Here is a 23,306-nt window from a genome sequence, read left to right on the forward strand (position 1 = left end):
CTTTTTTCGTATCCTGTTTGCACATGGCTTTGTCAGTATGTCAATATGGGGGTTCGGAAATGGCTTGAAAAAAGCGCAGAAAAACAAAAATACAAGTTGCGCAAAACCCTGAATCCATTGAGCCGCAAGGATTTCCGAGCTGTATCTTTTTCGGCAACAAAAGACAAAAGAGGGTCAGCCGAAGGGCTGACCCTCTTTGTTTTTGCTATTGAAAGAAAAATGAGCAGAGAGCAGCGTCCCCCGCCGGCGGGGGCGTTGCTTTTTTGCGAAAGCATATATTGGAGATAATGGGATGCAGATGGGGGAGGGTGCTTGCGGATTTTGAAAAATCTGTAAGTCAAAAATGGAAGTAACAGGGCAAAAAAGCACCTTGAAAAGGGGTGGGTACAGTGATATGGTACAAGCGTAAACTGCCTTGCTATCTGCGGAAGTTTTGTTATAATAAGAAATAAAACTATCCGCTAGGATGCAAGGTGTTTTTTTGAGCGTTCCTTTGCGCTTTGGAGCCTGGAGAAATGCCCGACTTGCAAAATAGCGTGCGGTGGGGAGTCGTGTAATGAGTGAGATAAAAAAGATTTCTGACATGATCGATATGAATTTACTCCAGTCCATTCAGGATAATTGCTCCAAGGCCATGGGGATTGGGGCCGTGACGGTGGATTATAAGGGGAATCCCATAACCCGCTACAGCGGCTTTACCGAACACTGCATGAAGGTGCGGGAGGTCCAGGGGTTCTCCGAGCTGTGCGCGCAGTGTGACGCCCACGGAGGGCTGCACTCGGCCATTACCGGTCAACCGTATATTTACCGCTGTCATGCCAATCTGGTGGATTTCGCGGTACCGCTGATCATCAACGGCACCTATATGGGGGCTGTGCTGGGCGGCCAGGTAAAGGTATGTGAGGAAGAGGCGGAGCAGCTGGAGTACATCCTCCCTCAGCAGAGCAACTGGCGCAAGCATGAGCAGATCAGCCGGCTGTACGACAAAATGGACACGGTCTCCTATGAAAAGGTAGAGGCGGCTGTCCACATCCTGCGGGACATCATCGTTACCATGACGGAAAACGAGACCGGCAAAAAAATGCTGGCCACGCTGGAGGAGAAGGACAAGCAGCTGTCCGAGGAGCGCGCCGCCCGCTCCGAGCTGGAGCTGGTGCTGCGGGAGCAGGAAAACGACGCCATGGGCCGCAGCGCGGAGCTGCGCTACTTCTTTTATGTGATGAACATTATTACCCGGCTGGCCTATGAGGAAAAGGCGGAGCGGACGGAGCAGGTGGCGTACGATTTTGCCGACGTTACCCGTTATACCCTGGGCACAACCAAAAAAATATCCACGCTGGGAGAGGAACTGAACTACATCGAATCGCTGCTGCGGATCCAGAAGGTGTGGGTGGGGGACAAGCTGGACTTCCACATCTCCGTGCCCACAGGGTATATGACCATTCCCTGTCCGTTCATGCTGATGCAGCCCATAGCGGAAACCGTTTTGGACGGATTTGGAGAAAAGAGCGACGCCTCCTTCCATCTGGAGATCTATGGAGAGGAAGAGGGAGACTATTTTTTGCTGCAGATCTGCTGCTCCGGCGGGATCAAGTCTCTTGACGAATGGGTGCACATGCTGAGTACCCCGAAGGACGGGAGCAAGTCGCTCTACGCCATCAACAACAGCCTGCAGCATGTGTTTGGAACGGAGTATGGAGTGAGCGTTGGTTCCCGGGACGACAGGCAGCGCGGGATTGTCATTCGCATCCGGCTGCCGCTGGAGAAAAGAGGACTGTTCTAAGACGGTGCGGCTACCAGCAACATGCCGTGGGAGGAAAGCTGGATGAAACAGATATTGGTATTGAGCGACAATGATTTGGAACGCCACGTCACGGAGAAGATTCTGCTCAGCGGCCTGGACGAGGTGAAGATCCTCAGCGCCGCCGGGACGGAGCAGGCGTTGGATATCCTTAAGCGGGAGAAAACCGACCTTTTTATTGCGGATATCCCCAAATTCAACCTTGCCAGGTGCAATATGATATCCTCCGTGCAGAAGCTGGTGCCGGAGACGCCGATTCTGGTGCTCTCCTCCGGAGAGCAGGAGCACGTGTCCCAGAATATCTGGAGGCTGGGGATCAGAGATTATCTGCTCAAGCCGTGCCGTCCCACATGGATCATTGCCGCGGTCAAATCGCTGCTGGGCAAGAGCGCCCAGCGGCCCGCGGAGGAACAGCCGGAGGAAAAGCGGAAGGAGCACTATGCCAACAGCCTGGCCGGTTATCTGCGCAGCTTCCAATATAAAAAATGCATCCAGACCACAAGAGAATACCTTGACGTGCTCTACCGGGATGAAGATAATATAGAGACAATCCGCAGCGAGGTCGTGGACTTTGCCGCGGGTATGGTGGAACTCAGCGCACCCTTTGGACAACCCACCCAGTGGAAGCTGTCCAACTGCCTAGAGCATTTCCGTATCCGCTTTGACCGGCAGGGGCGGAAGTATGAGAGCTACCTCACACTGGAAAAAATGCTGGACATCCTCTTTGAAAGCCTGGAGGGCAGCAACTTTTATGAGGTGGAGAGCGGTCAGAAGATTCTGAATTACATCGACCGCAATCTGCGCAAGGGGCTCAGCCTGGACGACGCGGCGGAGTACGCCAACATGAGCTCCTGCTACTTCAGCAAATTTTTCAAGAAGATGACCGGGCAGAATTATATTGCCTATATCACCGACGGCAAGGTGGAGCTGGCAAAGCAGATGCTGCTGGACACCGACCTGCCGGTTATCAACATATCCTATGAGCTCTCCTATGGAGAGACCAATTACTTCAGCAAGGCCTTTAAACGGAAGGTGGGGGTCACGCCCACAGAATTCCGGGAGAGTGGTAAGAGGGCCGGTGTGCAGAGCAGTGTTCGCTGATCTGCCCCGGTGGAGCTCGTGCTGACGAGGAGTGAAAAGCGATGAAAGAGTTCAGTTTCAGCACCAGAATCTTTTTTGGCGAGGGCGCCCTGGAGCGGCTGCGCAAAGTGGAGGACAAACGGGTGATGATCGTCACCGACCGGTTTATGGCCAATATGGGCGTGCCGGACAAGGTGGCCGGCTATCTGACCCGCTGCCAGGTGTCCGTCTTTGACGGCGTTGTGCCCGACCCTCCCATTGAGGTGGTGGCCGCCGGTGTGCAGGCCCTGCAGGAATCTGGGGCGGAGGCTATGATCGCCGTGGGCGGCGGCTCTACCATCGACGCGGCCAAGGCCATCCGGGCGGTGGCCAAGGAGACCCTCCACATCGATACGGACCGCTGGGAGTGCTTCGCGGTTCCCACCACCAGCGGCACCGGCTCCGAGGTGACGGAGTACGCGGTGATCACCGACCGGGCAAAGGGCATCAAGTACCCCCTGGACAGCAAGGCCCTGCGGCCCCCGGTGGCTATTCTGGACCCCCAGCTGACGGTGTCCGCCCCGGCCAGCGTTACCGCTGACGCCGGTATGGACGTGCTTACCCACGCCATTGAGGCCTATGTATCCAAAGGGGCCAACGATTTTTCCGACGCCCTGTGTGAAAAGGCGGTCTCTCTGGTGTTCCGCTTCCTTCCCCTTGCCTTCCAGGACGGCACCGACCTGCTGGCCCGGGAGAAGATGCACAACGCCTCCTGCATGGCGGGCCTGGCCTTTAACTCCGCCGGCCTGGGCCTGACCCATGGCATGGCCCACGCTGTGGGCGGCAAGCTGCACATTCCCCACGGCCGGATCAACGCCATGCTGCTGCCCCACATCATCCAGTTCAACGCAAATCTGGCGGGGGTACGGGGCGGCGAATACGCCCTGGCGGCCAAGAAGTACCAGCGTCTGGCCAAGACGCTGGATCTGCCTGCCCCCAGCGTCCGGTTGGGTGTGTCCAACCTGCTGCGGGAGGTGGAGCACCTGAACCGTGTGCTCAAGATTCCCGCCACCCTCAAGGAGTGGGGCGGCGACCTGGAGCAGGTAAAGCAGCTGTGGGACGAGATGGTTTCCGCCGCTCTGGCCGACGTCACCACCTCCACCAATCCACGGCCGGCCACTGCCGAAAATGTGAGTGCCATCCTCCAGAGGTTGATGGGCAAATAAATTCAGAAGGCAGATCGGTCTTTGCTTTAGAGGAGGGACGCGTATGGATATCCGCAGCTTTATGAATCTGGATATGCTGCAGCACATTCAGGACAGCTTTTCCAAAGCCACCGGAGTGGCCGCCATCGCGGTGGACAGTCAGGGGCAGTATCTGACGCGGGGCAGCAATTTTACGGATTTTTGCATGAAATATACCCGCAACAATCCGGAAGGCGCCCGCAGATGTCAAAAATGCGACACGGAGTGCAAGGGCACCTATTTCTGCCACGCGGGTCTTATGGACTTTTCCTCCGACATTATTGTGGACGGAGAGCGTGTGGGGGCCATCATCGGCGGGCAGGTGCTGCCCTGTGAGCCGGAAGAGGAAAAATTCCGCAGCATTGCCCGCGAGCTTGGAATCCCGGAGGACGAGTATATTTACGCGCTGAGGAAGGTGCCCGTACGCTCGGAGGAGCAGATACGGGCCGCGGCCAGCATGCTGGGCGAGGTAGTCAATCAGCTGGTCAATCTGGAATACTTTAAAAGCCTGAACAGCAAAAAAATGGCCATCTTTGATGAAGAAATGGCCAATGCGTTCGAGACCATCAAGGAAATCCAGAATATGACCCGCTCCCTGCAAAAATGCGCCACCATGGAGAATATCCTCTCCATCAACGCCTCTGTGGAGGCAGCGCGGGCGGGCGCCGTGGGGGTTGGCTTTGCGGTTCTGGCCAAGGAGATCGGCCAGCTGTCCGCCGAGGCTTCCGGAGTTTACCAGAATATTTATGATTCCGTGGAGTCAATCCGGGTATCCATTACAAAAATGTCGAAGGTAGAATTGTGACAAGAGCAAAAAAATACACTTGACACCCTGAAAAGGTGTCAAGTGTATTTTTTTGTCCTCCTTTAAACGGCGGATCAGAGGGCGGCAGGGCGGGATAGGCGGAAAAAGGGTAGGTTAAGGGGAACGACACAGGAAAGAAGGGGACAAAAAAGCACCGGGACGTGCCAAGAAAACAATCCCGAAATTCAGGTATAATCGGCCCAGATAGTGTGCGGTTTTAACTTTGAATAACGAAAACCGCCGCTGGCCCAAAAAAGGAGGTTGTAATATGCAGCAGGAAGCTCTGGGAATGGTGGAGACCAAAGGCCTGGTGGGCGCGATTGAGGCTGCCGATGCCATGGTCAAATCCGCAAATGTCAGCCTGGTGGGCTATGAGAAGATCGGTTCCGGACTGGTCACCGTGATGGTGCGGGGCGACGTGGGCGCTGTTAAGGCGTCTACCGATGCCGGCGCTGCCGCGGCCCAGAAGGTGGGAGAAGTGGTTTCCGTCCACGTCATCCCCAGACCCCATACCGATGTGGAGAAGATTCTGCCCCACATGCAGTAAGCGCAACGAATTACCTCAAGAATTCAAATCATAAAAAGTTCGGAGGGTTAACACATGAAAGATGAACTGGTCAGCAAGGTCATGGACGAAGTCATGAAGAAGATGGGCATTTCCGAGCCCGCCTGCGCTCCCGAGGAGAGCTGCTGCGCTCAGCCCGCTCCCGCCTGCAATCTGACGGAATTTGTGGGCACCGCCCTGGGCCACACCATCGGCCTGGTCATTGCCAACCTGGACCATCAGGTTCATGAGCAGCTGAAGATCGATCCCAAGTACCGCGCCATCGGCATCATCAGCGACCGCGTGGGCGCCGGCCCCCAGATCTTCGCCGCTGACGAGGCTGTGAAGGCCACCAACAGCGAGTGCCTGCTGGTTGAGTGCCCCCGTGATACCGAGGGCGGCGCCGGCCACGGCTCCCTGATCATCTTTGGCGCCGAGGACGTGTCCGACGTGCGCCGCGCCGTTGAGGTCTGCCTGCGGGAGATCCCCCGCACCATGGGCGACGTGTACGGCAACAGCGCCGGCCATCTGGAGTTCCAGTACAGCGCCCGCGCTTCCTACGTGCTGAATAAGGTCTGGGGCGCTCCTCTGGGCAAGGCCTTCGGCATCACCGTCGGCGCTCCCGCCGGCATCGGCGTGGTTCTGGCGGATGCCGCCTCCAAGGCCGCTACCGTGGACGCCGTCACCATCGCCACCCCCGGCAACGGCGGCACCAGCTTCTCCAACGAGGTCAACTTCTTCTTCTCCGGTGACTCCGGTGCGGTGAAGCAGGCGATCATCGCCGCCCGCGACGTGGGCCTGCAGCTGCTCAAGTCTCTGGCGCCCGACGAGGAGCTCAAGAGCACCACCACCCCCTACATCATCTAATTACGGGAAGGAGTCAGAGACATGAAGTCTAAGCGTTTTGAAGTGCTGGACGCCCGCCCGGTCAACCAGGACGGCTATGTGCAGGAGTGGCCTGAGGTGGGTCTGATCGCCATGAACAGCCCCTTCGATCCCAAGCCCAGCATTAAGATTGAGAATGGCGTTGTGACCGAGCTGGACGGCAAGACCCGCGCCGAGTTTGATATGCTGGATACCTTTATCGCCGACCACGCCATCCGCCTGGAGAACGCCGAGAAGGCCATGGCCATGGATTCTCTGGAGATCGCCCGGATGATCGTGGACATCAACGTCTCCCGGAAGGAAGTGCTGGACATCACCCTGTCCCTCACCCCCGCCAAGCTGACCGAGGTGGTGGGCAAGCTGACCATCGTGGAGATCATGATGGGCATGACCAAGATGCGCGCCCGTATGATGCCCGCCAACCAGTGCCACGTCACCAACGTGCGCGACAACCCGGTGCAGATCGCCGCTGACGCCGCCGAGGCCGCTGTCCGTGGCTTCGCCGAGATGGAGACCACCGTTGCCGTGGCCCGTTACGCTCCCTTCAACGCCATGGCCCTGTTTGTGGGCGCCCAGGTGGGCCGTCCCGGCATCATGACCCAGTGCGCCCTGGAAGAGGCCACCGAGCTGATGCTTGGTATGCGCGGCTTCACCACCTACGCCGAGACCATTTCCGTCTACGGCACCGAGCCCGTCTTCATGGACGGCGACGACACCCCCTACTCCAAGGCGTTCCTGGCCAGCTGCTACGCTTCCCGCGGCCTGAAGATGCGCTTTACCTCCGGCACCGGCTCCGAGGTGCAGATGGGCTACGCCGAGGGCAAGTCCATGCTGTATCTGGAGGCCCGCTGCCTGGCCGTCACCAAGGGCGCCGGCGTGCAGGGCACCCAGAACGGCTCCGTTTCCTGCATCGGCGTGCCGGCCGGTGTGCCCGGCGGTATCCGCGCCGTGGCCGCTGAGAACCTGATCGCCATGCTGCTGGACCTGGAGTCCACCACCTCCAACGACCAGACCTTCACCCACTCCGACCTGCGCCGGGTGGCCCGTACCGTGCCTCAGCTCTTCTCCGGCACCGACTACATCTGCTCCGGCTACTCCGCCACCCCCAACTACGACAACATGTTCGCCGGCTCCAACTGGGATGCTGAGGACTATGACGACTGGGTCATCATCCAGCGCGACATGAAGATCGACGGCGGCCTGCTGCCCGTCCGGGAAGAGGACGTGCTCAAGGCCCGCAACAAGGCCGCCCGCGCCCTGCAGGGTATGTTCCGTGAGCTGGGCCTGCCCGAAATCACCGACGCCGAGGTGGAGGCCGCTACCTACGCCAACGGCTCCAACGACATGCCTCAGCGCAACGTCAACGAGGACCTGAAGGCTATCGAGGACATGATGGCCCGCAAGGTCACCGGCGTTGACTTCGTCAAGGCTCTGGACCGTGCCGGCTTCCCCGATGTGGCCCACAACATCTACAACATGCTCCGCCAGAAGGTGGCCGGCGACTACCTGCACACCGCCTCCATCTTTGACGAGAACTTCCACGTCCTCTCCGCGGTCAACGTTCCCAACGAGTATCACGGGCCCATGACCGGCTACCAGATCAGCGAGGAGCGCTGGAACCAGCTGAAGAACATTCCCAGAGCCATCCGTCCTGAAGACATCTAAGAGGGGTGAAGCGACATGACGTTTGATGAAAACACTCTGCGCAGTGTAATTGAAGAAGTTCTCAAGGAGATGGGCGGCGCTCAGAGCGCGCCCGCCGCGGCTCCCGCCGCCTCCACTGTTCCCGCCGCCGGCAAGCTGACCCTGACCGAGAACGGCGAGGCCAGCAAGGGCACCGCCGCCGACGAAGTGGTCATCGGCCTGGCCCCCGCCTTCGGCACCCGTCAGACCAAGACCATCGTGGACCTGCCTCACGACAAGGTGCTGCGTGAGATCATCGCCGGCATCGAGGAGGAGGGCATGAAGTGGCGCATCATCAAGGTGTACCGCACCTCCGACGTCTCCTTTATCGCCCATGACGCCGCCGAGTACTCCGGCTCCGGCATCGGCATCGGCATCCAGTCCAAGGGCACCACCGTTATCCACCAGAAGGACCTGCCCCCCCTGTCCAACCTGGAGCTGTTCTCTCAGGCGCCCCTGATCGACCTGGAGACCTACCGCAAGATCGGCAAGAACGCCGCCAAGTACGCCAAGGGCGAGGCCCCCACTCCCGTCCCCACCAAGAACGACCAGATGGCCCGTCCTACCTATCAGGCGCTGTCCGCTCTGCTCCACATCAAGGAGACTGAGCTGGTGGACAACAACAAGAAGCCGCAGGCCGTTTCGGTCTCGTTCCAGTAAGGAGGCAGCAAGTTTATGGATCAGGAACTTTTGATGAAGCAGATCGTGGAGCAGGTCATGGCCGCCATGAAGACCGGCACCTCCGCTCCCTCCGCCCCCGCCGCCTGCTGCGGCGATAAGCTCACCGCGGCCAACTATCCTCTGGCCGAGAGCATGGCTGACAAGATCAAGACCCCCACTGGCAAGGACTTCACTTCTCTGAGCTATGAGAAGATGATCAACGGCGAGCTCACCGCCGACGATATGCGTATCGCTCCCGAGACCCTGGAGATGCAGGCTCAGGTGGCCGAGTCCGTCCACCGTGAGGCCTTCGCCGGCAACCTGCGCCGGGCCGCCGAGCTCATCGCCGTGCCCGACGAGCGCCTGCTGGAGATCTACAACGCTCTGCGTCCCTACCGCTCCACCAAGCAGGAGCTGCTGGACATCGCCAACGAGCTGGATGGCAAGTACGGCGCCAAGACCGCCGCTACTCTGGTGCGTGAGGCCGCTGAGGTCTATGAGAAGCGCGGCAGACTGAAAAAGTTCTAATCATCACCAGAGTCAGGAGGCGCCCTATGAAACTTGTCGCAGGCATCGACATTGGAAACGCGACCACGGAAACGGCTCTGGCCCGTCTGGAGGGCGGCCGTGCCGTGTTCCTGGCCAGCGGCACGGTACCCACCACGGGCATCAAGGGCACCCGCCAGAACATCAACGGCATTTTTCACTCCCTGAACGCGGCGCTGGAAAAGGCCGGATATACTATTGAGCAGCTCTCTGAGGTGCGGCTCAATGAGGCCGCCCCCGTCATCGGTGATGTGGCCATGGAGACCATCACCGAGACGATCATCACGGAATCCACCATGATCGGCCACAATCCGGCCACCCCCGGCGGCATGGGCGTCGGGGTGGGAGAGACCATCCTCATCACCGACCTGGAAAACGCCCCCGGCGGGAAGGACTATATCGTCATCATTCCCAAGTCGGTGGACTTTGAAGAGGCCGCCCGGCTCATCAACCGGGGCAACAACGGCAGCCGTCAGGTCACCGCGGCCATCGTGCAGCGGGACGACGGCGTGCTCATCCACAACCGGCTGGACCACAAGATCCCCATTGTGGACGAGGTGGCCCTGGTGGACAAGGTGCCTGTGGGCATGCGTTCCGCCGTGGAGGTGGCCTCGGCCGGCGGCGTGGTGGAGGTCCTTTCCAACCCCTATGGCATCGCCACTCTGTTCGGGCTCTCCTCCGAGGAGACCCGACAGGTGGTGCCCATTGCCCGGGCCCTGATCGGCAACCGCTCCGCGGTGGTCATCAAGACGCCCGCCGGCGACGTAAAGGAGCGGAAGATCCCCGCTGGCTCCATTGAGCTGATGGGACAGAACCGCAGCGTCAAGGTGGACGTGGACGTCGGCGCTGAGCGCATCATGAAGGCGGTGGAGTCTATCCCCTCCCTGGAGGATGTGCGGGGCGAGCCCGGCACCAACGCCGGAGGCATGCTGGAGAAGGTGCGCCAGGTTATGGCCAATCTGACCAACCAGCACCCCAGAGACATCAAGATCCAGGACCTGCTGGCAGTGGACACCTTTACCCCGCAGAAGGTACAGGGTGGCCTGGCCAATGAGTTCTCCCAGGAGAACGCGGTGGGCATTGCCGCCATGGTAAAGGCCGACCGCCTTCAGATGGAGGCCATCGCCAAGGAGTTTTCCCAGCAGATCGGCGTGCCGGTCCGGGTAGGCGGCGTGGAGGCCGACATGGCCATCCGCGGAGCCCTGACCACACCGGGCACCAATAAGCCCCTGGCTATCCTGGACATGGGCGCCGGTTCCACCGACGCCTCCATCATCAGCCCGGAGGGGGAGATCCACTCCATCCATCTGGCCGGCGCGGGCAACATGGTCACGCTGCTCATCCAGTCCGAGATGGGACTGCCCGACTTTGATACCGCCGAGGATATCAAAAAGTATCCCCTGGCCAAAGTGGAAAGCCTGTTCCACATCCGCCACGAAAACGGCACCGTGGAATTTTTCCAAAAGCCCCTGGATCCCAACCTCTTCGCCAAGGTGGTCATCCTGAAGGAGGGAAAGTTCATCCCTCTGGAGGGCGATCTGTCCATGGAGCGCATCAAGCTCATCCGCCAGCAGGCCAAGCAGAAGGTATTTGTTACCAATGCCATCCGGGCGCTCACCCGGGTGAGCCCCACCGGCAACGTGCGGGAGATCCAGTTCGTTGTGCTGGTGGGCGGCTCCGCGCTGGACTTTGAGGTGCCCCAGATGGTGACGGACGCGCTGTCCCAGTACAAGGTGGTGGCCGGCCGGGGCAACATCCGAGGCACGGAGGGCCCCCGCAACGCGGTGGCCACCGGACTGGTGCTCTCCCTGACGGAAGGGGGAGCCTGATATGGCCATGGTCCAGGAAATCAGAAAGCCCTTGATTCACTTTTACCACGCTCCTCAGGCCGACCGCAGGCTGCTGCGGGAGGTGGAGCTGGGTATGGAAGAAGAGGGGATCCCCTGGAAGCTCTCCCAGGAAGAAGGCGGACATGCGCTGGAACTGGCCTGGGAAGCGGCAAAAAGCTCCAATCTGGAGGTGGGCATCGGCGCTGACAGCCAGGAGCTCGTCCTCCACTACAACAAGCTGGAGATGGCGCAGCCTTTGTTCCGCATTTCGGCCCAGGCCGGAGCGGCTCAGGCCCGCGCGCTGGGCGCCAACGCGGCGCGGCTGGTCAAGAAGCTGCCGCTGAAGGCGCTGGACGGGAGGTGAAGAGATGCAGCAGAAAAGTTTGGGACTCATTGAAACCCAGGGTCTGGCCGCCGGCGTGGTGGCGGCGGACGCGGCGGTGAAATCGGCCAACGTTGAGCTGATCGGCTACGAACTGACCAAGGGAGGCGGATGGACGCTGATCAAGGTACAGGGCGACGTGGGCGCGGTGAAGGCCGCCGTAGACGCCGCTGCTGTAGCCGCCGGCAAGGTCAACCGGGTGGTGAGTACCCGTGTGATCGCCCGTCCTTCCAGCTATCTGGAGGCCATGATCCACACCGCCGACACGGTGGGCGACAGGCCGCCCGAGCCCCCCAAGGCTCCCGAGCCGCCCACGGAGCCGGAACCGGAACCGGAGCCGCCGGTGGAACCCACGCCCGCCCCGGAGGCGGAGGAGGAAGTTCCGTCGGAGCCGGCAGAGGAGCCGGAACCAGAGCCGGTGACGGAACAGCCGCCGGAGGAGCCCAAACTGGAGCCCCAGGAGGAACCACAGCCGGAGCCGGCAGAGGAGCCCGCTCCGGAAGCCCCCGAGGAAGCTGAGGCGGAGCCGCCGGAGACCCCCGACGAGCCCGCCCCCGAGCAGCCGGCGGAGCAGCCCGCTCCGGAAGCCCCCCAGAGTACGCGTACATCCCGGGGGAGCCGGCGGGGCAAAAATAAAAGATCCTGAAACGACGAAGTTCACGTAATCAATAGGAGGTTATCACTATGGGTGAAGCGCTCGGTATGATCGAGACCAAAGGTCTGGTTGGCGCGATTGAGGCTGCCGATGCTATGACCAAGTCCGCCAATGTTACTCTGATCGGCTATGAGAAGATCGGCTCCGGCCTGGTGACTGTGATGGTCCGCGGCGACGTGGGCGCGGTCAAGGCCGCTGTGGACGCCGGCGCCTGCGCCGCGGAGAAGGTGGGCGAGATCGTGTCTCAGCACGTCATTCCCCGTCCCCACACCGACGTGGAGAAGATTCTGCCCAAGCTGCAGTAACACTGGCAAGAGGGGTAGGGCATGGACAAAAGATGCGTTAATTCCGAAGAATTTGTCCGCGAGATTACCCGTCTGGTGGTGGAAGCGCTCCAGGAGCAACAGCGCCTGGAGCGATCCACTCCCATTGGGGTATCCAACCGGCATATCCATCTGGACCGGGCGGATATGGACGCGCTGTTTGGCCCCGGCAGTGAGCTGACGGTCAAGAAAATGCTTGGCCAGCCTGGTCAGTACGCCGCAGAGGAGACCGTGACCATCCGGGGTCCCAAGGGGGAGATGAGCCGGGTGCGGGTGCTGGGTCCCCTGCGCAAGGAGACTCAGGTGGAGATCTCCATCGCCGACGGCTTCGTGCTGGGGGTGAAGCCCCCCGTGCGGGAGTCCGGCCAGCTGGAGGATTCTCCCGGCATCGAGATCATCGGGCCCAAGGGAAGCGTGAAGAAAGAGCGGGGCGTGATCGCCGCGCTGCGCCATATCCACATGACACCGGAGATTGCCCGGCGGCTGGGATATCGGGACGGGCAGTACGTACAGACCAGAATCGAAGGCCTGCGTGGCGCGCTGCTGTGCAACGTGCTGGTCCGGGTATCTGAGAAATACGCGCTGGAAATGCACATTGACGTAGAGGAGGCCAACGCGCTGGGCGTTAAGAACGGCGACAGGGCCTTCTTTGTGGAAGAAGAATAAAACAGCGGAGGATGGGCAATGGGGCAGGATATAAGCAAAGGCAACGAGACCCTTCTGGAGTTCCAGCGGCTGATTGAGACCGGCAGCTGCAACCCCTGGGAGGGGACGCTGCGTACAGGGGTGGATCTGGGCACGGCCAACATCGTGCTGGCGGTGGTGGATGAGCAGAACCGGCCGGTGGCCGGCGCCACCTACCCCTCCACCGTGGTACGGGACGGCATTGTGGTGGACTACATTGGCGCCCTGAACGCGGTGACCAAGCTGAAAGACGAGCTGGAGGCCCGGCTGGGTACCACCCTGGAAGCGGGAGCCTGCGCCATTCCGCCCGGAATCATCGAGGGCAATGTCCGAGTGATCGGAAACGTGGTGGAAGGGGCGGGCTTCCGCCTCACCAATGTTGTCGACGAACCCACCGCGGCCTCCACGGTGCTTGGCATCACGGACGGCGCGGTGGTGGACGTGGGCGGCGGCACCACAGGCATCAGCATTCTCAAGGACGGTAAGGTGATTTTTACCGGCGACGAGCCCACCGGCGGCACCCATATGACCCTGGTGCTGGCGGGCTTCCACGGCTGGAGCGTCCAGGAGGCCGAGCAGGCCAAGCGGGACCCGGCCCAGGAGAGCCACGTATATCCCATCGTCAAGCCGGTGGTAGAGAAGATGGCTTCCATCGTGGGGCGCTATCTGAAGGACTACCCGGTGGACGAGATCTATGTGGTGGGCGGCGCCTGCTGCTTTACCCAGTTTGAAAGCACCTTTGAGAAGTTCCTGGGCGTGCCGGTGATCAAGCCGGCGGCCCCGCTGCTGGTGACCCCGCTGGGCATTGCCGTCAATTGCACACTATAAGAAGTAGGTGAGGACCTTTGACGACTGAGCAGCTGGACAGCCTGGTTCGGGAGACCCTCCTGGTGGAGGTGTTGGCCCAGCGGGTAGTGGAAAAGCTGATGGCGCGGATGAAGCAGGCTCTTGTGGTCTACACCGGGTCCAACATCAGCGCCGCGGAAGGTCTGGAGGCCATGGGCCGTCTGCGGGCCGATGGATTTACCTTCCGTGTGCTGCTCTCCCAAAGCGCGGCCAGGCTGCTGGACGTAGAGGCCATCCGCTCCGTGCTGGAGCCGGAGGAGCTGTGGATCGGCACGCCGGGCGATACACCGGAGGCGCTCACCAAGCAGTATGACACCATCATCGTCCCGGCGGCCACCGTCCGGACGGTCTCCCACGTGGTGTCATGCATGGCGGACACGCCGGCGGCGGCGGTCATTCTGGATGGCCTGATGCGGGGCAAGAACGTGATTGTGGCCACCGACGGGTGTTGCCCCGACCACGCGGAGCGGGCCCGGCGGGGGTTCCGGATGGCAGAGCCGCTGAAGCAGACGCTGCGGAACCATCTGGAGGCCCTGCGGGACTACGGCGCCCGCCTGACCTCCGCCCCCCGGCTGGACGAGGCCGTCAAGCGGGCGCTGGCCAGCAGCTTCTCTCCGGCAGGGGAGAAGAGCCGGCCCGCAGCGGCCAAGCCGGCGGGACCGGCGGACCTCCGCCTCAGCGGCCACGTGATCAGCGGCCGCCAGCTGGCCGCCTGTCCCTCCAACTGCACGGTTTGGGTGGAGCGCGACGCGCTGATCACCCAGCTGGCAGCGGACGAGGCGCGCCGCCGGGGTATTGTGCTCCGCAAAGAGACGTAAGGCAGGTGACACTATGTATTTGGGTAGAGTAATCGGGACTGTGGTCTCCACCAGCAAGAACGAGCATCTGGTGGGGATGAAGCTCCTGGTGGTGGAAAAGCTGACCGAACGTCTGGAACGAAGCGGCACCAGCGAGGTGGCTGTGGATTCCGTGGGTGCCGGCGTGGGTGAGATTGTAATTGTCTGTAAGGGCAGCTCCGCCCGTTATGTCTTTGGAAAGGGCGAAGCGCCGGTAGATACGTCTATTGTAGGTATTGTAGATACCGTCGAGGTGGGCTGATGGCAAACTTATATACCAAAACCGGTGATAAGGGACAGACCAGCCTGGTGGGCGGCACCCGGGTCAGCAAGGACAGCCCCCGGGTGGAGTCCTATGGTACCATCGACGAGGCCAACTCCATGCTGGGTCTGGCCTATGCCCAGACCGACCGGGCGTACATCCGCACCACTCTGCACACCATTCAGGGCAGACTGTTCTCCCTGGGTGCCGAGCTGGCCAGCGACGAAGAGGGGATGGAAAAGCTGAAAGGCATCCTCTCCGAGGAGGACGTGGCCTTCCTGGAGCAGGTGGTGGATACCTGTACCCAGACCACCGGCAAGCAGACCCATTTTGTCATTCCCGGCGTGGATCCCTGTTCCGCCGCGCTCCATGTGGCCCGCACCATTGTGCGGCGGGCCGAGCGGCACATTGTATCCATGTCCCAGAAGTATCCGGTGCGCCAGGTGGTGCTGCGCTATGTGAACCGGCTGTCCGACGCCATTTACGCGCTGGCCCGGCTCCAGGAGGATCTGGTCCAGGAGGACCGGCTGCGGGAGCAGGTGACCAACCTGGTGCGGGAAAAACTGGAGCAGCGCCAGGACGGACAGATGCCTCCCTTCTCGCTGGCCAATCTGCAGCGGATGGCCAAGCGGGCGGAGGAAAAGGCCGAACAGCTGGGCGTGCCGGTGGTGTTCGCGGCGGTTGACCAGGGCGGCAATCTGGTGCTTTTGCAGCGGATGGAGGGCGCCCTCCTGGCCAGCGTGGAGATTGCCTCCGGAAAGGCCTATACCGCAAGCGCGCTGAAGATGGCGACCCATGAGCTCGGCCAGGCGGCCGGGCAGGATGGGCCCCTGTACGGCATTGAGACTGCGATTCCCGGAAAGATCGTGCTCTTCGGCGGCGGCTTCCCCTATGTGGTAGACGGGGAGGTTGTAGGCGGCATCGGCGTATCCGGCGGTACCGTGGAGCAGGACATGGAGATTGCACGTTGGGCAATGTCCCCATAAGGAGGAAACAACAATGAACATAGATGAAACTGTGGTGGAGTCCATCGTAAAAAAGGTGCTCTCCCAGCTGGATGCGCCGCAGACCCAGGATTGCTGCGCCTGCGGCGGCGAGTGGGGTGTGTTCAAAAGCATGGATGAGGCGGTGAATGCCGCTGTCCTGGCCCAGCAGGAGTATCTGGGCCGCTCCATGCATGACCGCGCCAAGTATGTGCAGGCCATCCGGGACGTGGTGCTGGACCAGGAGAACCTGGAGTACATCTCCCGCAAGGCCGTGGAAGAGACCGGCATGGGCGGCTATGAGTACAAGCTCATTAAGAACCGCCTGGCCGCCACCAAGACCCCCGGTATTGAGGATCTGACCACCGACGCCATGACCGGCGACGATGGTCTGACCCTGGTGGAGTATTCTCCCTTTGGCGTCATCGGCGCCATTACTCCCACCACCAACCCCACCGAGACCATTATCTGCAACTCCATCGGCATGCTGGCTGCCGGCAACGCCGTGGTGTTCAGCCCCCATCCCCGGGCCAAGGAGGTCTCCCTCCACCTGGTCCGGCTCATCAACAAGGCGCTGGCCGTGGCGGGCGCGCCCGCCAATCTGGTGGTGACGGTGTCCGAGCCCTCCATCGCCAACACCAACGCCATGATGAACCACCCCAAGATCCGTATGCTGGTGGCCACCGGCGGGCCCGGGATCGTCAAGACCGTGCTCTCCAGCGGCAAGAAGGCCATCGGCGCCGGCGCGGGCAACCCGCCCGTGGTGGTGGACGAGACCGCCGATGTGGAGAAGGCCGCCAAGGATATCGTGGACGGCTGCTCCTTCGACAACAACCTGCCCTGCATCGCCGAGAAGGAGATCATCGCGGTGGATTCCGTGGCGGACTACCTGATCTTCAACATGAAGAAGCATGGCGCCTATGAGGTCAAGGATCCCGCTGTGATCAACAAGCTGGTGAGCCTGGTGACCAAGGAGGGCAAGAGCCCGGTCACGGACTTTGTGGGCAAGAGCGCCAAGTACATCCTGGAGCAGGTCGGCATCAGCGTGGGCGATGATGTGAAGGTCATTCTGATGGAGGCTACCGAGGACCATCCCTTCGTGCAGGTGGAGCTGATGATGCCCATTCTGCCTCTGGTGCGGGTGCCCGACGTGGACCAGGCCATCGAGATGGCCGTCCGTGTGGAGCATGGCAACCGTCACACCGCCATGATGCACTCCCGCAATGTGGAGAAGCTGACCAAGATGGCCAAGCTGATCCAGACCACCATTTTTGTGAAGAACGGCCCGTCCTATGCCGGCATCGGCGTGGGCGGCGAGGGTTATACCACCTTTACCATTGCCGGTCCCACCGGCGAGGGCCTGACGTCTGCCAAGTCCTTTGCCCGTCGGCGCCGCTGCGTGCTGGTAGGCGGTATGGACGTACGATAAAACGGAGGTTTGGGCCATATGAACGAAAATCTCATTGGCCTGATCGAACAGGCTGGGATTGTGGGGGCAGGCGGCGCCGGATTCCCCACCCACGTCAAGCTGAAGGCCCAGGCTGATACGGTCATCATCAACGGGGCGGAGTGCGAGCCGCTGCTCCGGGTGGATCAGCAGCTGATGGCCGGTCAGGCCGAGGCTCTGCTGGAGGCTCTGGACCTGATGGTAGAGCAGGTGGGAGCCCAGCGGGGCGTGGTGGCGCTGAAAGAGCACTACCACGCCGCTGTGGAAGCGCTGGGGCGGGCTCTGCCCGCCCATCCCAAGCTGTCTCTCCATACCATGGGCGGATTCTACCCCGCCGGCGACGAGCAGGTCATCGTCTATGAGGTGACCGGGCGCATCGTGCCGGAGGGCGGCATCCCCCTCAATGTGGGCGTGGTGGTCAGCAATGTGGAAACCGCCCTCAACGTGCTGGCGGCGGTACGCAATCAGACCCCTGTGATCGACAAATATGTCACGGTCACCGGCGCGGTGCGCACCCCCAAGACGGTAAAGGTACCCCTGGGCGTCACTGTGGCCCAGACGCTGGCCCTGGCCTGCGGCCCCACGGTGGAGCGCTACCAGGTGGTCAACGGCGGCCCCATGATGGGCAAGGTGGTGTCTGTGGACAGCGTGGTGACCAAGACCACCAAGGGCCTGATCGTGGTGCCTGAGGGACACCCTCTGCTGGCCAGCCTGAACCGCAGCGTTCCGCAGATGCTGCGGGACGCGGGAGCGGCCTGCATGCAGTGTTCCCTGTGCTCCGAGGTGTGCCCCCGGGGCCTGCTGGGACACCGCATCCAGCCCCACAAGATGATGCGCCTGGCGGCCTACGGGTCTCTGTGCGATCCATCCTATACCCCCATGAACGCCTATCTCTGCTGCGGCTGCCGCCTGTGTGAATACGCCTGCGTTATGGGCCTGCAGCCCTGGAAGCTGAACAACATGCTCAAGGGTGAGATGGGAAAGAACGGGGTACGCAATGCCCTCCATCAACAGCCCCAGGAGGCGGCGCCCTTCCGCCAATTCAAACGCTATCCGGTCCATAAGCTGATCCAGCAGCTGGGCCTTACCGCTTACGACGTGCCCGCGCCCATGGAAGAGACGCAGATGCACGCGCAGGCCGTGACCCTGCCGCTGAGCCAGGGGGTGGGCGCTCCCGCCCAGCCCGTGGTGAAGGAAGGAGACCGGGTGGAACGGGGAAGCCTCATCGCCGTCATTCCCGAAGGAAAGCTGGGGGCCAACCTCCATGCCAGTATCTCGGGGACGGTAGCGTCTGTAACCGAAAAAGAGATTATCATTCGGCAATAAGGAAGAGAGGTAGTGTTTATGGATCTGTTTGCTCTGATCGCTGCGTTTGGCGGCGGCGTCATTGGTGCCTATATGGGCGCCCTCCCCGCGTTTATCATGACTGGTATTTTTGCTCTGGTGGGCGGCGTGCTCACCGCCGCCGGTGTGGGCGGCGATATTGCGGTAGGGATGCTGGCGTTCGGCTCCTTTGTCGGTCCTCACATTTCCTTCGCCGGCGGCGTGGCCGCGGCCGGTTATGCCGGGAAAAAGGGCAAGCTCTCCTCTGGAACTGATATCCTGTCCTCCCTCAACGGCCTGGGTGAGCCTGACGTGATCATCGTGGGCGGCATCTTCGGCGTACTGGGCTACATCATCAGCTATGGCATCGGCCTGCTGCCGGTTATCGGCAACGCCGGCCCCGCCACCACCGACCTGCCCGGCATCACCGTGTTTATCCTGGCCATCGTGACCCGCCTGGTCTTCGGTAAGACCGGCCTCACCGGCAAGTACACCGGCTCCGGCAACCGCGAGTGGTTCTCCACCGGCAAGGGCTTTGCCTATAACGTGGTTCTGGGCGCCGGCATCGGCATCGTGGTCAGCGGCCTGGCCATGTCCCTGTTCAACAGCGGCAACACCGCGGCCTTCGGCATCTTCCACATCATCTGCTTCGGTTTCGCCGCTATCTCCCTGATCTTTACCCAGACCGGATTTGCCACCCCCGCAACCCACCACATCTTCCTGCCCTCCGCCCTGGCCGCCTCCGCGGGCATCCAGGCCTGGGGTGAAGCCGGTGTTTTGCTGGGTATCCTGTTCGGCATTCTGGGCTCCCTGATGGGCGATCTGGTGGGCAAGAGCCTCAACAGCCACTGCGACACCCACATCGATCCCCCTGCTACCACTATTTTTATCCTGACCATTATCATCAACGCCATTGCCAGTGTGATCTAGCCGGCAGTATCACAGCAATTCTGAGGAAAAGAGGCCTGTTATGGGAAAGTCCATCGGATTACTGGAATTGAAAAGTATTCCCGTGGGGGTAGAGACCGCTGACGCGGTGCTGAAGGCGGCCAACGTGGAGCTGCTGACGGCCAGCCCCACCTGCCCCGGGAAATATGTCATCATTCTCTGCGGCGCGGTTGGCGCGGTAAAGAGCGCCATGGAAAGCGGGAAGCAGATGGCGGGGATCCATCTTGTCGGCAGCCACATTATCAACAATGTGCATGACTCTGTGCCCAGCGCCATTGTGGGTACGGCGGAAGTGGAGCGGACGGGCGCCATCGGCATGATTGAGACCATGACCGCGCTGACTGCCGTCCAGGCCGGCGACCTGGCCGCCAAGGCGGCCAACGTCACCCTGATGGAGATTCGCATTGCCAGAGGTCTGGGCGGAAAAGGCTTTATTCTGCTGACAGGCGAAGTCTCCTCGGTCCGTTCGGCGGTAAAAGCTGCCATGCATCAGCTGGAGGAAACAGGAGATATTACAAGCAGCTGCGTAATTCCTTCCCCCCATCCCGGCCTGATCGAAAAACTTGCCAATTAGGAGGTTGCATGCAATGACTGCACGGGATTGTCCCAACTGCCATTATCCTGCCCCCAGCCGGAAACAGGATAAGAAAGAAACGGATGTGCCTCAGACCCCCTACCATATCCCTCCCGAGCAGGAGCCGGTAGAGGAATGCTCTCAGTGCTTCTATCAGCCGGAAGAGCAGGGTGAGCAGAAGACGGATGACTGCAATCAGTGCTTCTATCATCCCGAGAAGTAAAAAAGCTGCCTGTCCTGCCGGAGCCCTCGGGCTCCGGCAGGACAGAGCATAACTGGAAAAGGATGTGAGCTGTGTGGAACGATTGATCGGAAAGAAGGCCCCCTGGTTTTCCATGGAGGCGTTGGCAGCAGACGGAGAGCATTTTACACATGTCAGTCTTTCGGACTATGAGGGAAAATGGCTGGTGCTCTTTTTCTACCCCATGGACTTTACCTTTGTCTGTCCCACAGAGCTGACGGCTTTTTCCGACTGCATGGAAAAATTTACACAGGCGGGGGCTGAGCTGCTGAGCGTCAGCACCGACAGCGTGTACACCCACCTGGCCTGGCAGCGCAACGGCCTGGGAAAGCTGGGCTATCCCATGGCCGCCGACCAGACCCTGCAGACTTGCGACAGCTACGGCGTGCTCCTGGAGGAGGAGGGCGTGGCCCTGCGGGGATTATTTTTGATTGACCCGGAGCAAAAAGTCCGGTATAGTGTAATCCATGACAACAACATCGGACGCAACCCCGAGGAGGTGCTGCGGGTACTGGCGGCCCTTCAGACCGGCGGACTGTGCGCGGCCGGCTGGCAGGCGGGGGAGGAGAACCTCCATCCCGATGCGCCGGAGCAGCAGCCCACATATCAGGCGGTCCAGGGCGCATCGGTTCAGATCTATACCATGCCCACCTGCAGCTATTGCCGCAGCGTAAAGGAGTTTTTGCAGGGGGCGGGTATCGCCTATCAGGAGTTCAATCTGGAGCACGACAAAGCGGGCCAGGACTTTATGCGCCAGCGGCGGTATACCGGCCTGCCGGTGACCGTGATCAACGGAGAGGAGATTGTGGGCTACAATATGCCCAAAATCAAGGCCGCTTTGGGTATGAACTGACAGCGTGAGGTGAGACGTTGATGGATTTAATGGATTTTGGTCAGGTGCAGGAGGGAAAAATGCGCCTGGTACAGGAGATGGTGCCGGGCAAACAGGTGACCCTGGCCCATATCATTGCCAGTCCGGATGAGATCATCTATCAAAAGCTGGGGCTGAATCCCAATCTGGACTACCAGCAGGCGGCAATCGGTATTTTGAGCATGACGCCCTCTGAGATTTCTGTCATTGCCGGAGATATTGCCATCAAAAGCTCCAAGGTGGAGATGGGATTCATTGACCGCTTCAGCGGCACCCTGATCTTCACCGGCCGTATTTCCAACGTGCAGACGGCCATTACCGCCATCGTGACCTATTTGAAGAACCATTTGGGCTTTACCATCTGCGAGATTACGAGAACATGAAAAAAATTATTCTGATGGGCCGCAGCGAGTGCGGAAAAACCACCCTGACCCAGGCACTCAAGGGGGACGTGATCCACTATCACAAAACCCAGTACATCAACCACTATGACGTGGTGATCGACACCCCCGGGGAGTACGCGGAAAACGCCTCGCTGGCAAAGGCGCTTGCGCTTTATACCTATGAGGCGGACGTGGTGGGACTGCTGCTCAGCGCGACGGAGCCCTATTCTCTCTATCCCCCCTGCGTGACCGCCTGCTGCAACCGGCCGGTCATTGGCATTGTAACCCAGATTGACCACGAGGGAGGCGACCCGGACCGGGCCCACAACTGGCTGGCGCTGGCGGGCTGCGACCCCATTTTCCGGGTGAGCTCTTACACGGGGGAAGGGATCTGGCAGATTCTGAACTATCTGCGTGAGCCGGGGGACGTGCTGCCCTGGGACACAGCGGAAGAGGCCGAGCATCCGCGCATGGTGTTGTCAGACAAATATGGAGCCCTTTGAGGTGAGGAGGACACCCCCGTGGAAACCAATAGCTTTCTCCTGGCAATGAGCCGGGGGCGGTGCGGGCAATCTGGAGATATTGCAGACAGCGCGTATTGTGTGTTTACAGCGCCCTTGGAGCTTCAGGTGACCCAGGATCGCATCTACATGGAAGGAGAGGACCTGGTCCTGGAGCTGCTCTATGGCCTGAGCGGCGAGCCGGGCGCTCTCCGGCTGCGGCAGATGGGCAGCAATGTGCTCCTGGAGGAGTCGCCCGCCGGCGCGTTTGTCAGATTCCTGTCGGACAAATCCGTCAAATACATCGGCCAGCTGATCATGTACGCGCTGCAATTCAAGATACAGGATCTGTCGGCCTATGTGGGCGGATGCGCCGACCTGATGAAGGAATTGGAGGACACGCTGGACAACCGCATGGATAACAGCGGCACCTATCAGCTGCTGGATTTCCGCCGCAGCTATACCCAGTGCGGCAATATGGTCATTGCGGTGAAGGAGATTCTGACCCACATCGACAAGGGCTATTACCCCATGCAGATGCAGAACAGCTATGTGCTCCAGGGCCAGGTGATGCTGGAGTTCCAGTTCCTGGAGGAACGCTACGAGCTGACCAAGAATACGGTCATCAAGGACTTTGATACTTATACGTCCATCATCAACAACAATATCAACCGCAGCGCCAGACTGCTGAGCCTGATCTCCCTGGTGGGTGTGACCCTGAATTTCATGTTCGGCAGCCTGCTGGCGGTCAGTCCGGTGCTTGGCGTGGTGGGCGGCCTGGCCATCGGCGGCCTGTCCGTGGGAGCGAGCATGATGTACCGCGTCAACAGACGGCAGGAAAATCCGCTGGAGCCCGGCAAACGGCGCTACGCCATCGGGCTTCACCGGAAAAAGCTGACCGAGGCGCAGGAAGTGCCCCCTTCAGAGGAGGACAAGCCGGAATAAATATGGGAACCGATATGCCGCTGCAGGGTTCTGCGGCGGTATATTCC

Annotated in this window: 28 protein-coding genes and 1 pseudogene; all 29 read left to right on the plus strand. The window is 60.7% G+C overall.

What is annotated here, in order from left to right; genetic code table 11:
* Positions 1-288 (plus strand): hypothetical protein (locus tag B5F88_RS20685; protein ID WP_162612182.1); only part of this gene is annotated, 288 nt, incomplete at its 5' end.
* 268 nt (positions 289-556) lie between these two features.
* A complete protein-coding gene (locus B5F88_RS12295) occupies positions 557-1,783 on the plus strand; it encodes a PocR ligand-binding domain-containing protein (RefSeq protein WP_087346487.1) in 1,227 nt (408 codons plus the stop codon).
* Between the two features lie 42 nt (positions 1,784-1,825).
* Entirely contained in the window at positions 1,826-2,902 is a 1,077-nt protein-coding gene (locus B5F88_RS12300; protein ID WP_087346490.1) for a helix-turn-helix domain-containing protein, read from the plus strand.
* 41 nt (positions 2,903-2,943) lie between these two features.
* Positions 2,944-4,086 (plus strand): 1-propanol dehydrogenase PduQ, encoded by a 1,143-nt coding sequence (locus B5F88_RS12305; RefSeq protein ID WP_087346493.1) that lies wholly within the window; start codon positions 2,944-2,946, stop codon positions 4,084-4,086.
* 43 nt (positions 4,087-4,129) lie between these two features.
* A complete protein-coding gene (locus tag B5F88_RS12310) occupies positions 4,130-4,909 on the plus strand; it encodes a PocR ligand-binding domain-containing protein (RefSeq protein ID WP_087346495.1) in 780 nt (259 codons plus the stop codon).
* Positions 4,910-5,177: 268 nt separating this feature from the next.
* Positions 5,178-5,456: an ethanolamine utilization microcompartment protein EutM gene (gene eutM / locus B5F88_RS12315; RefSeq protein WP_087346498.1), complete on the plus strand. Its 279-nt coding sequence runs from the start codon at positions 5,178-5,180 to the stop codon at positions 5,454-5,456.
* Between the two features lie 54 nt (positions 5,457-5,510).
* Positions 5,511-6,320 carry a propanediol utilization microcompartment protein PduB gene (gene pduB, locus B5F88_RS12320; RefSeq protein WP_087346501.1) on the plus strand — a complete coding sequence of 270 codons (810 nt, stop codon included), beginning with the start codon at positions 5,511-5,513 and terminating at the stop codon, positions 6,318-6,320.
* A gap of 21 nt (positions 6,321-6,341) precedes the next feature.
* Entirely contained in the window at positions 6,342-8,003 is a 1,662-nt protein-coding gene (locus tag B5F88_RS12325; protein WP_087346504.1) for a propanediol/glycerol family dehydratase large subunit, read from the plus strand.
* A 15-nt stretch (positions 8,004-8,018) separates the two neighbouring features.
* Complete coding sequence (locus tag B5F88_RS12330; RefSeq protein ID WP_087346507.1) at positions 8,019-8,681, plus strand: propanediol/glycerol family dehydratase medium subunit; 663 nt, start codon at positions 8,019-8,021, stop codon at positions 8,679-8,681.
* A gap of 15 nt (positions 8,682-8,696) precedes the next feature.
* On the plus strand, positions 8,697-9,209 hold the full coding sequence (locus B5F88_RS12335; RefSeq protein WP_087346510.1) for a diol dehydratase small subunit: 513 nt from the start codon (positions 8,697-8,699) through the stop codon (positions 9,207-9,209).
* Between the two features lie 26 nt (positions 9,210-9,235).
* Positions 9,236-11,056 (plus strand): diol dehydratase reactivase subunit alpha, encoded by a 1,821-nt coding sequence (locus B5F88_RS12340; RefSeq protein ID WP_087346513.1) that lies wholly within the window; start codon positions 9,236-9,238, stop codon positions 11,054-11,056.
* A gap of 1 nt (position 11,057) precedes the next feature.
* The gene (locus tag B5F88_RS12345; RefSeq protein WP_087346516.1) at positions 11,058-11,420 is read left to right on the plus strand and encodes a glycerol dehydratase reactivase beta/small subunit family protein; all 363 of its coding nucleotides are present in this window, start codon (positions 11,058-11,060) and stop codon (positions 11,418-11,420) included.
* 4 nt (positions 11,421-11,424) lie between these two features.
* Positions 11,425-12,084, plus strand: a complete 660-nt coding sequence (locus B5F88_RS21810) for a BMC domain-containing protein (RefSeq protein WP_087346519.1) — start codon at positions 11,425-11,427, stop codon at positions 12,082-12,084.
* 38 nt (positions 12,085-12,122) lie between these two features.
* Entirely contained in the window at positions 12,123-12,398 is a 276-nt protein-coding gene (gene pduA / locus B5F88_RS12355) for a propanediol utilization microcompartment protein PduA (RefSeq protein WP_087346522.1), read from the plus strand.
* 21 nt (positions 12,399-12,419) lie between these two features.
* Complete coding sequence (locus B5F88_RS12360; protein WP_087346524.1) at positions 12,420-13,082, plus strand: phosphate propanoyltransferase; 663 nt, start codon at positions 12,420-12,422, stop codon at positions 13,080-13,082.
* A gap of 18 nt (positions 13,083-13,100) precedes the next feature.
* Positions 13,101-13,928, plus strand: coding sequence for an ethanolamine utilization protein EutJ (gene eutJ, locus B5F88_RS12365; RefSeq protein ID WP_087346527.1), 828 nt, complete (start codon positions 13,101-13,103; stop codon positions 13,926-13,928).
* 17 nt (positions 13,929-13,945) lie between these two features.
* A complete protein-coding gene (locus B5F88_RS12370; RefSeq protein WP_087346529.1) occupies positions 13,946-14,764 on the plus strand; it encodes a flavoprotein in 819 nt (272 codons plus the stop codon).
* A 13-nt stretch (positions 14,765-14,777) separates the two neighbouring features.
* Positions 14,778-15,044, plus strand: a complete 267-nt coding sequence (locus B5F88_RS12375) for a EutN/CcmL family microcompartment protein (RefSeq protein ID WP_087346533.1) — start codon at positions 14,778-14,780, stop codon at positions 15,042-15,044.
* Entirely contained in the window at positions 15,044-16,030 is a 987-nt protein-coding gene (locus B5F88_RS12380) for a cob(I)yrinic acid a,c-diamide adenosyltransferase (RefSeq protein WP_087346536.1), read from the plus strand. Before B5F88_RS12375 ends, B5F88_RS12380 begins: the two co-directional genes overlap by 1 nt.
* A gap of 13 nt (positions 16,031-16,043) precedes the next feature.
* The gene (locus tag B5F88_RS12385; RefSeq protein ID WP_087346541.1) at positions 16,044-17,456 is read left to right on the plus strand and encodes an aldehyde dehydrogenase family protein; all 1,413 of its coding nucleotides are present in this window, start codon (positions 16,044-16,046) and stop codon (positions 17,454-17,456) included.
* Between the two features lie 18 nt (positions 17,457-17,474).
* The gene (locus tag B5F88_RS12390; RefSeq protein ID WP_087346544.1) at positions 17,475-18,800 is read left to right on the plus strand and encodes a 4Fe-4S dicluster domain-containing protein; all 1,326 of its coding nucleotides are present in this window, start codon (positions 17,475-17,477) and stop codon (positions 18,798-18,800) included.
* Positions 18,801-18,818: 18 nt separating this feature from the next.
* Complete coding sequence (locus B5F88_RS12395) at positions 18,819-19,727, plus strand: hypothetical protein (RefSeq protein ID WP_087346576.1); 909 nt, start codon at positions 18,819-18,821, stop codon at positions 19,725-19,727.
* 40 nt (positions 19,728-19,767) lie between these two features.
* The gene (locus tag B5F88_RS12400; RefSeq protein WP_087346547.1) at positions 19,768-20,319 is read left to right on the plus strand and encodes a BMC domain-containing protein; all 552 of its coding nucleotides are present in this window, start codon (positions 19,768-19,770) and stop codon (positions 20,317-20,319) included.
* A gap of 13 nt (positions 20,320-20,332) precedes the next feature.
* Complete coding sequence (locus tag B5F88_RS12405) at positions 20,333-20,542, plus strand: hypothetical protein (RefSeq protein WP_087346550.1); 210 nt, start codon at positions 20,333-20,335, stop codon at positions 20,540-20,542.
* A 73-nt stretch (positions 20,543-20,615) separates the two neighbouring features.
* Positions 20,616-21,101, plus strand: a pseudogene (locus tag B5F88_RS21945) (peroxiredoxin); the annotation flags it as partial.
* Between the two features lie 93 nt (positions 21,102-21,194).
* Positions 21,195-21,413 carry a glutaredoxin family protein gene (locus B5F88_RS21950; RefSeq protein ID WP_338125781.1) on the plus strand — a complete coding sequence of 73 codons (219 nt, stop codon included), beginning with the start codon at positions 21,195-21,197 and terminating at the stop codon, positions 21,411-21,413.
* Positions 21,414-21,433: 20 nt separating this feature from the next.
* Entirely contained in the window at positions 21,434-21,814 is a 381-nt protein-coding gene (locus B5F88_RS12415; protein ID WP_191399255.1) for a BMC domain-containing protein, read from the plus strand.
* Positions 21,811-22,317: a EutP/PduV family microcompartment system protein gene (locus B5F88_RS12420; RefSeq protein ID WP_087346556.1), complete on the plus strand. Its 507-nt coding sequence runs from the start codon at positions 21,811-21,813 to the stop codon at positions 22,315-22,317. Before B5F88_RS12415 ends, B5F88_RS12420 begins: the two co-directional genes overlap by 4 nt.
* A gap of 18 nt (positions 22,318-22,335) precedes the next feature.
* A complete protein-coding gene (locus B5F88_RS12425; RefSeq protein ID WP_087346559.1) occupies positions 22,336-23,259 on the plus strand; it encodes a CorA family divalent cation transporter in 924 nt (307 codons plus the stop codon).
* Positions 23,260-23,306 lie beyond the last annotated feature (47 nt).

The sequence above is a fragment of the Flavonifractor sp. An306 genome, assembly GCF_002159455.1.
Lineage (GTDB): Bacteria > Bacillota > Clostridia > Oscillospirales > Oscillospiraceae > Flavonifractor.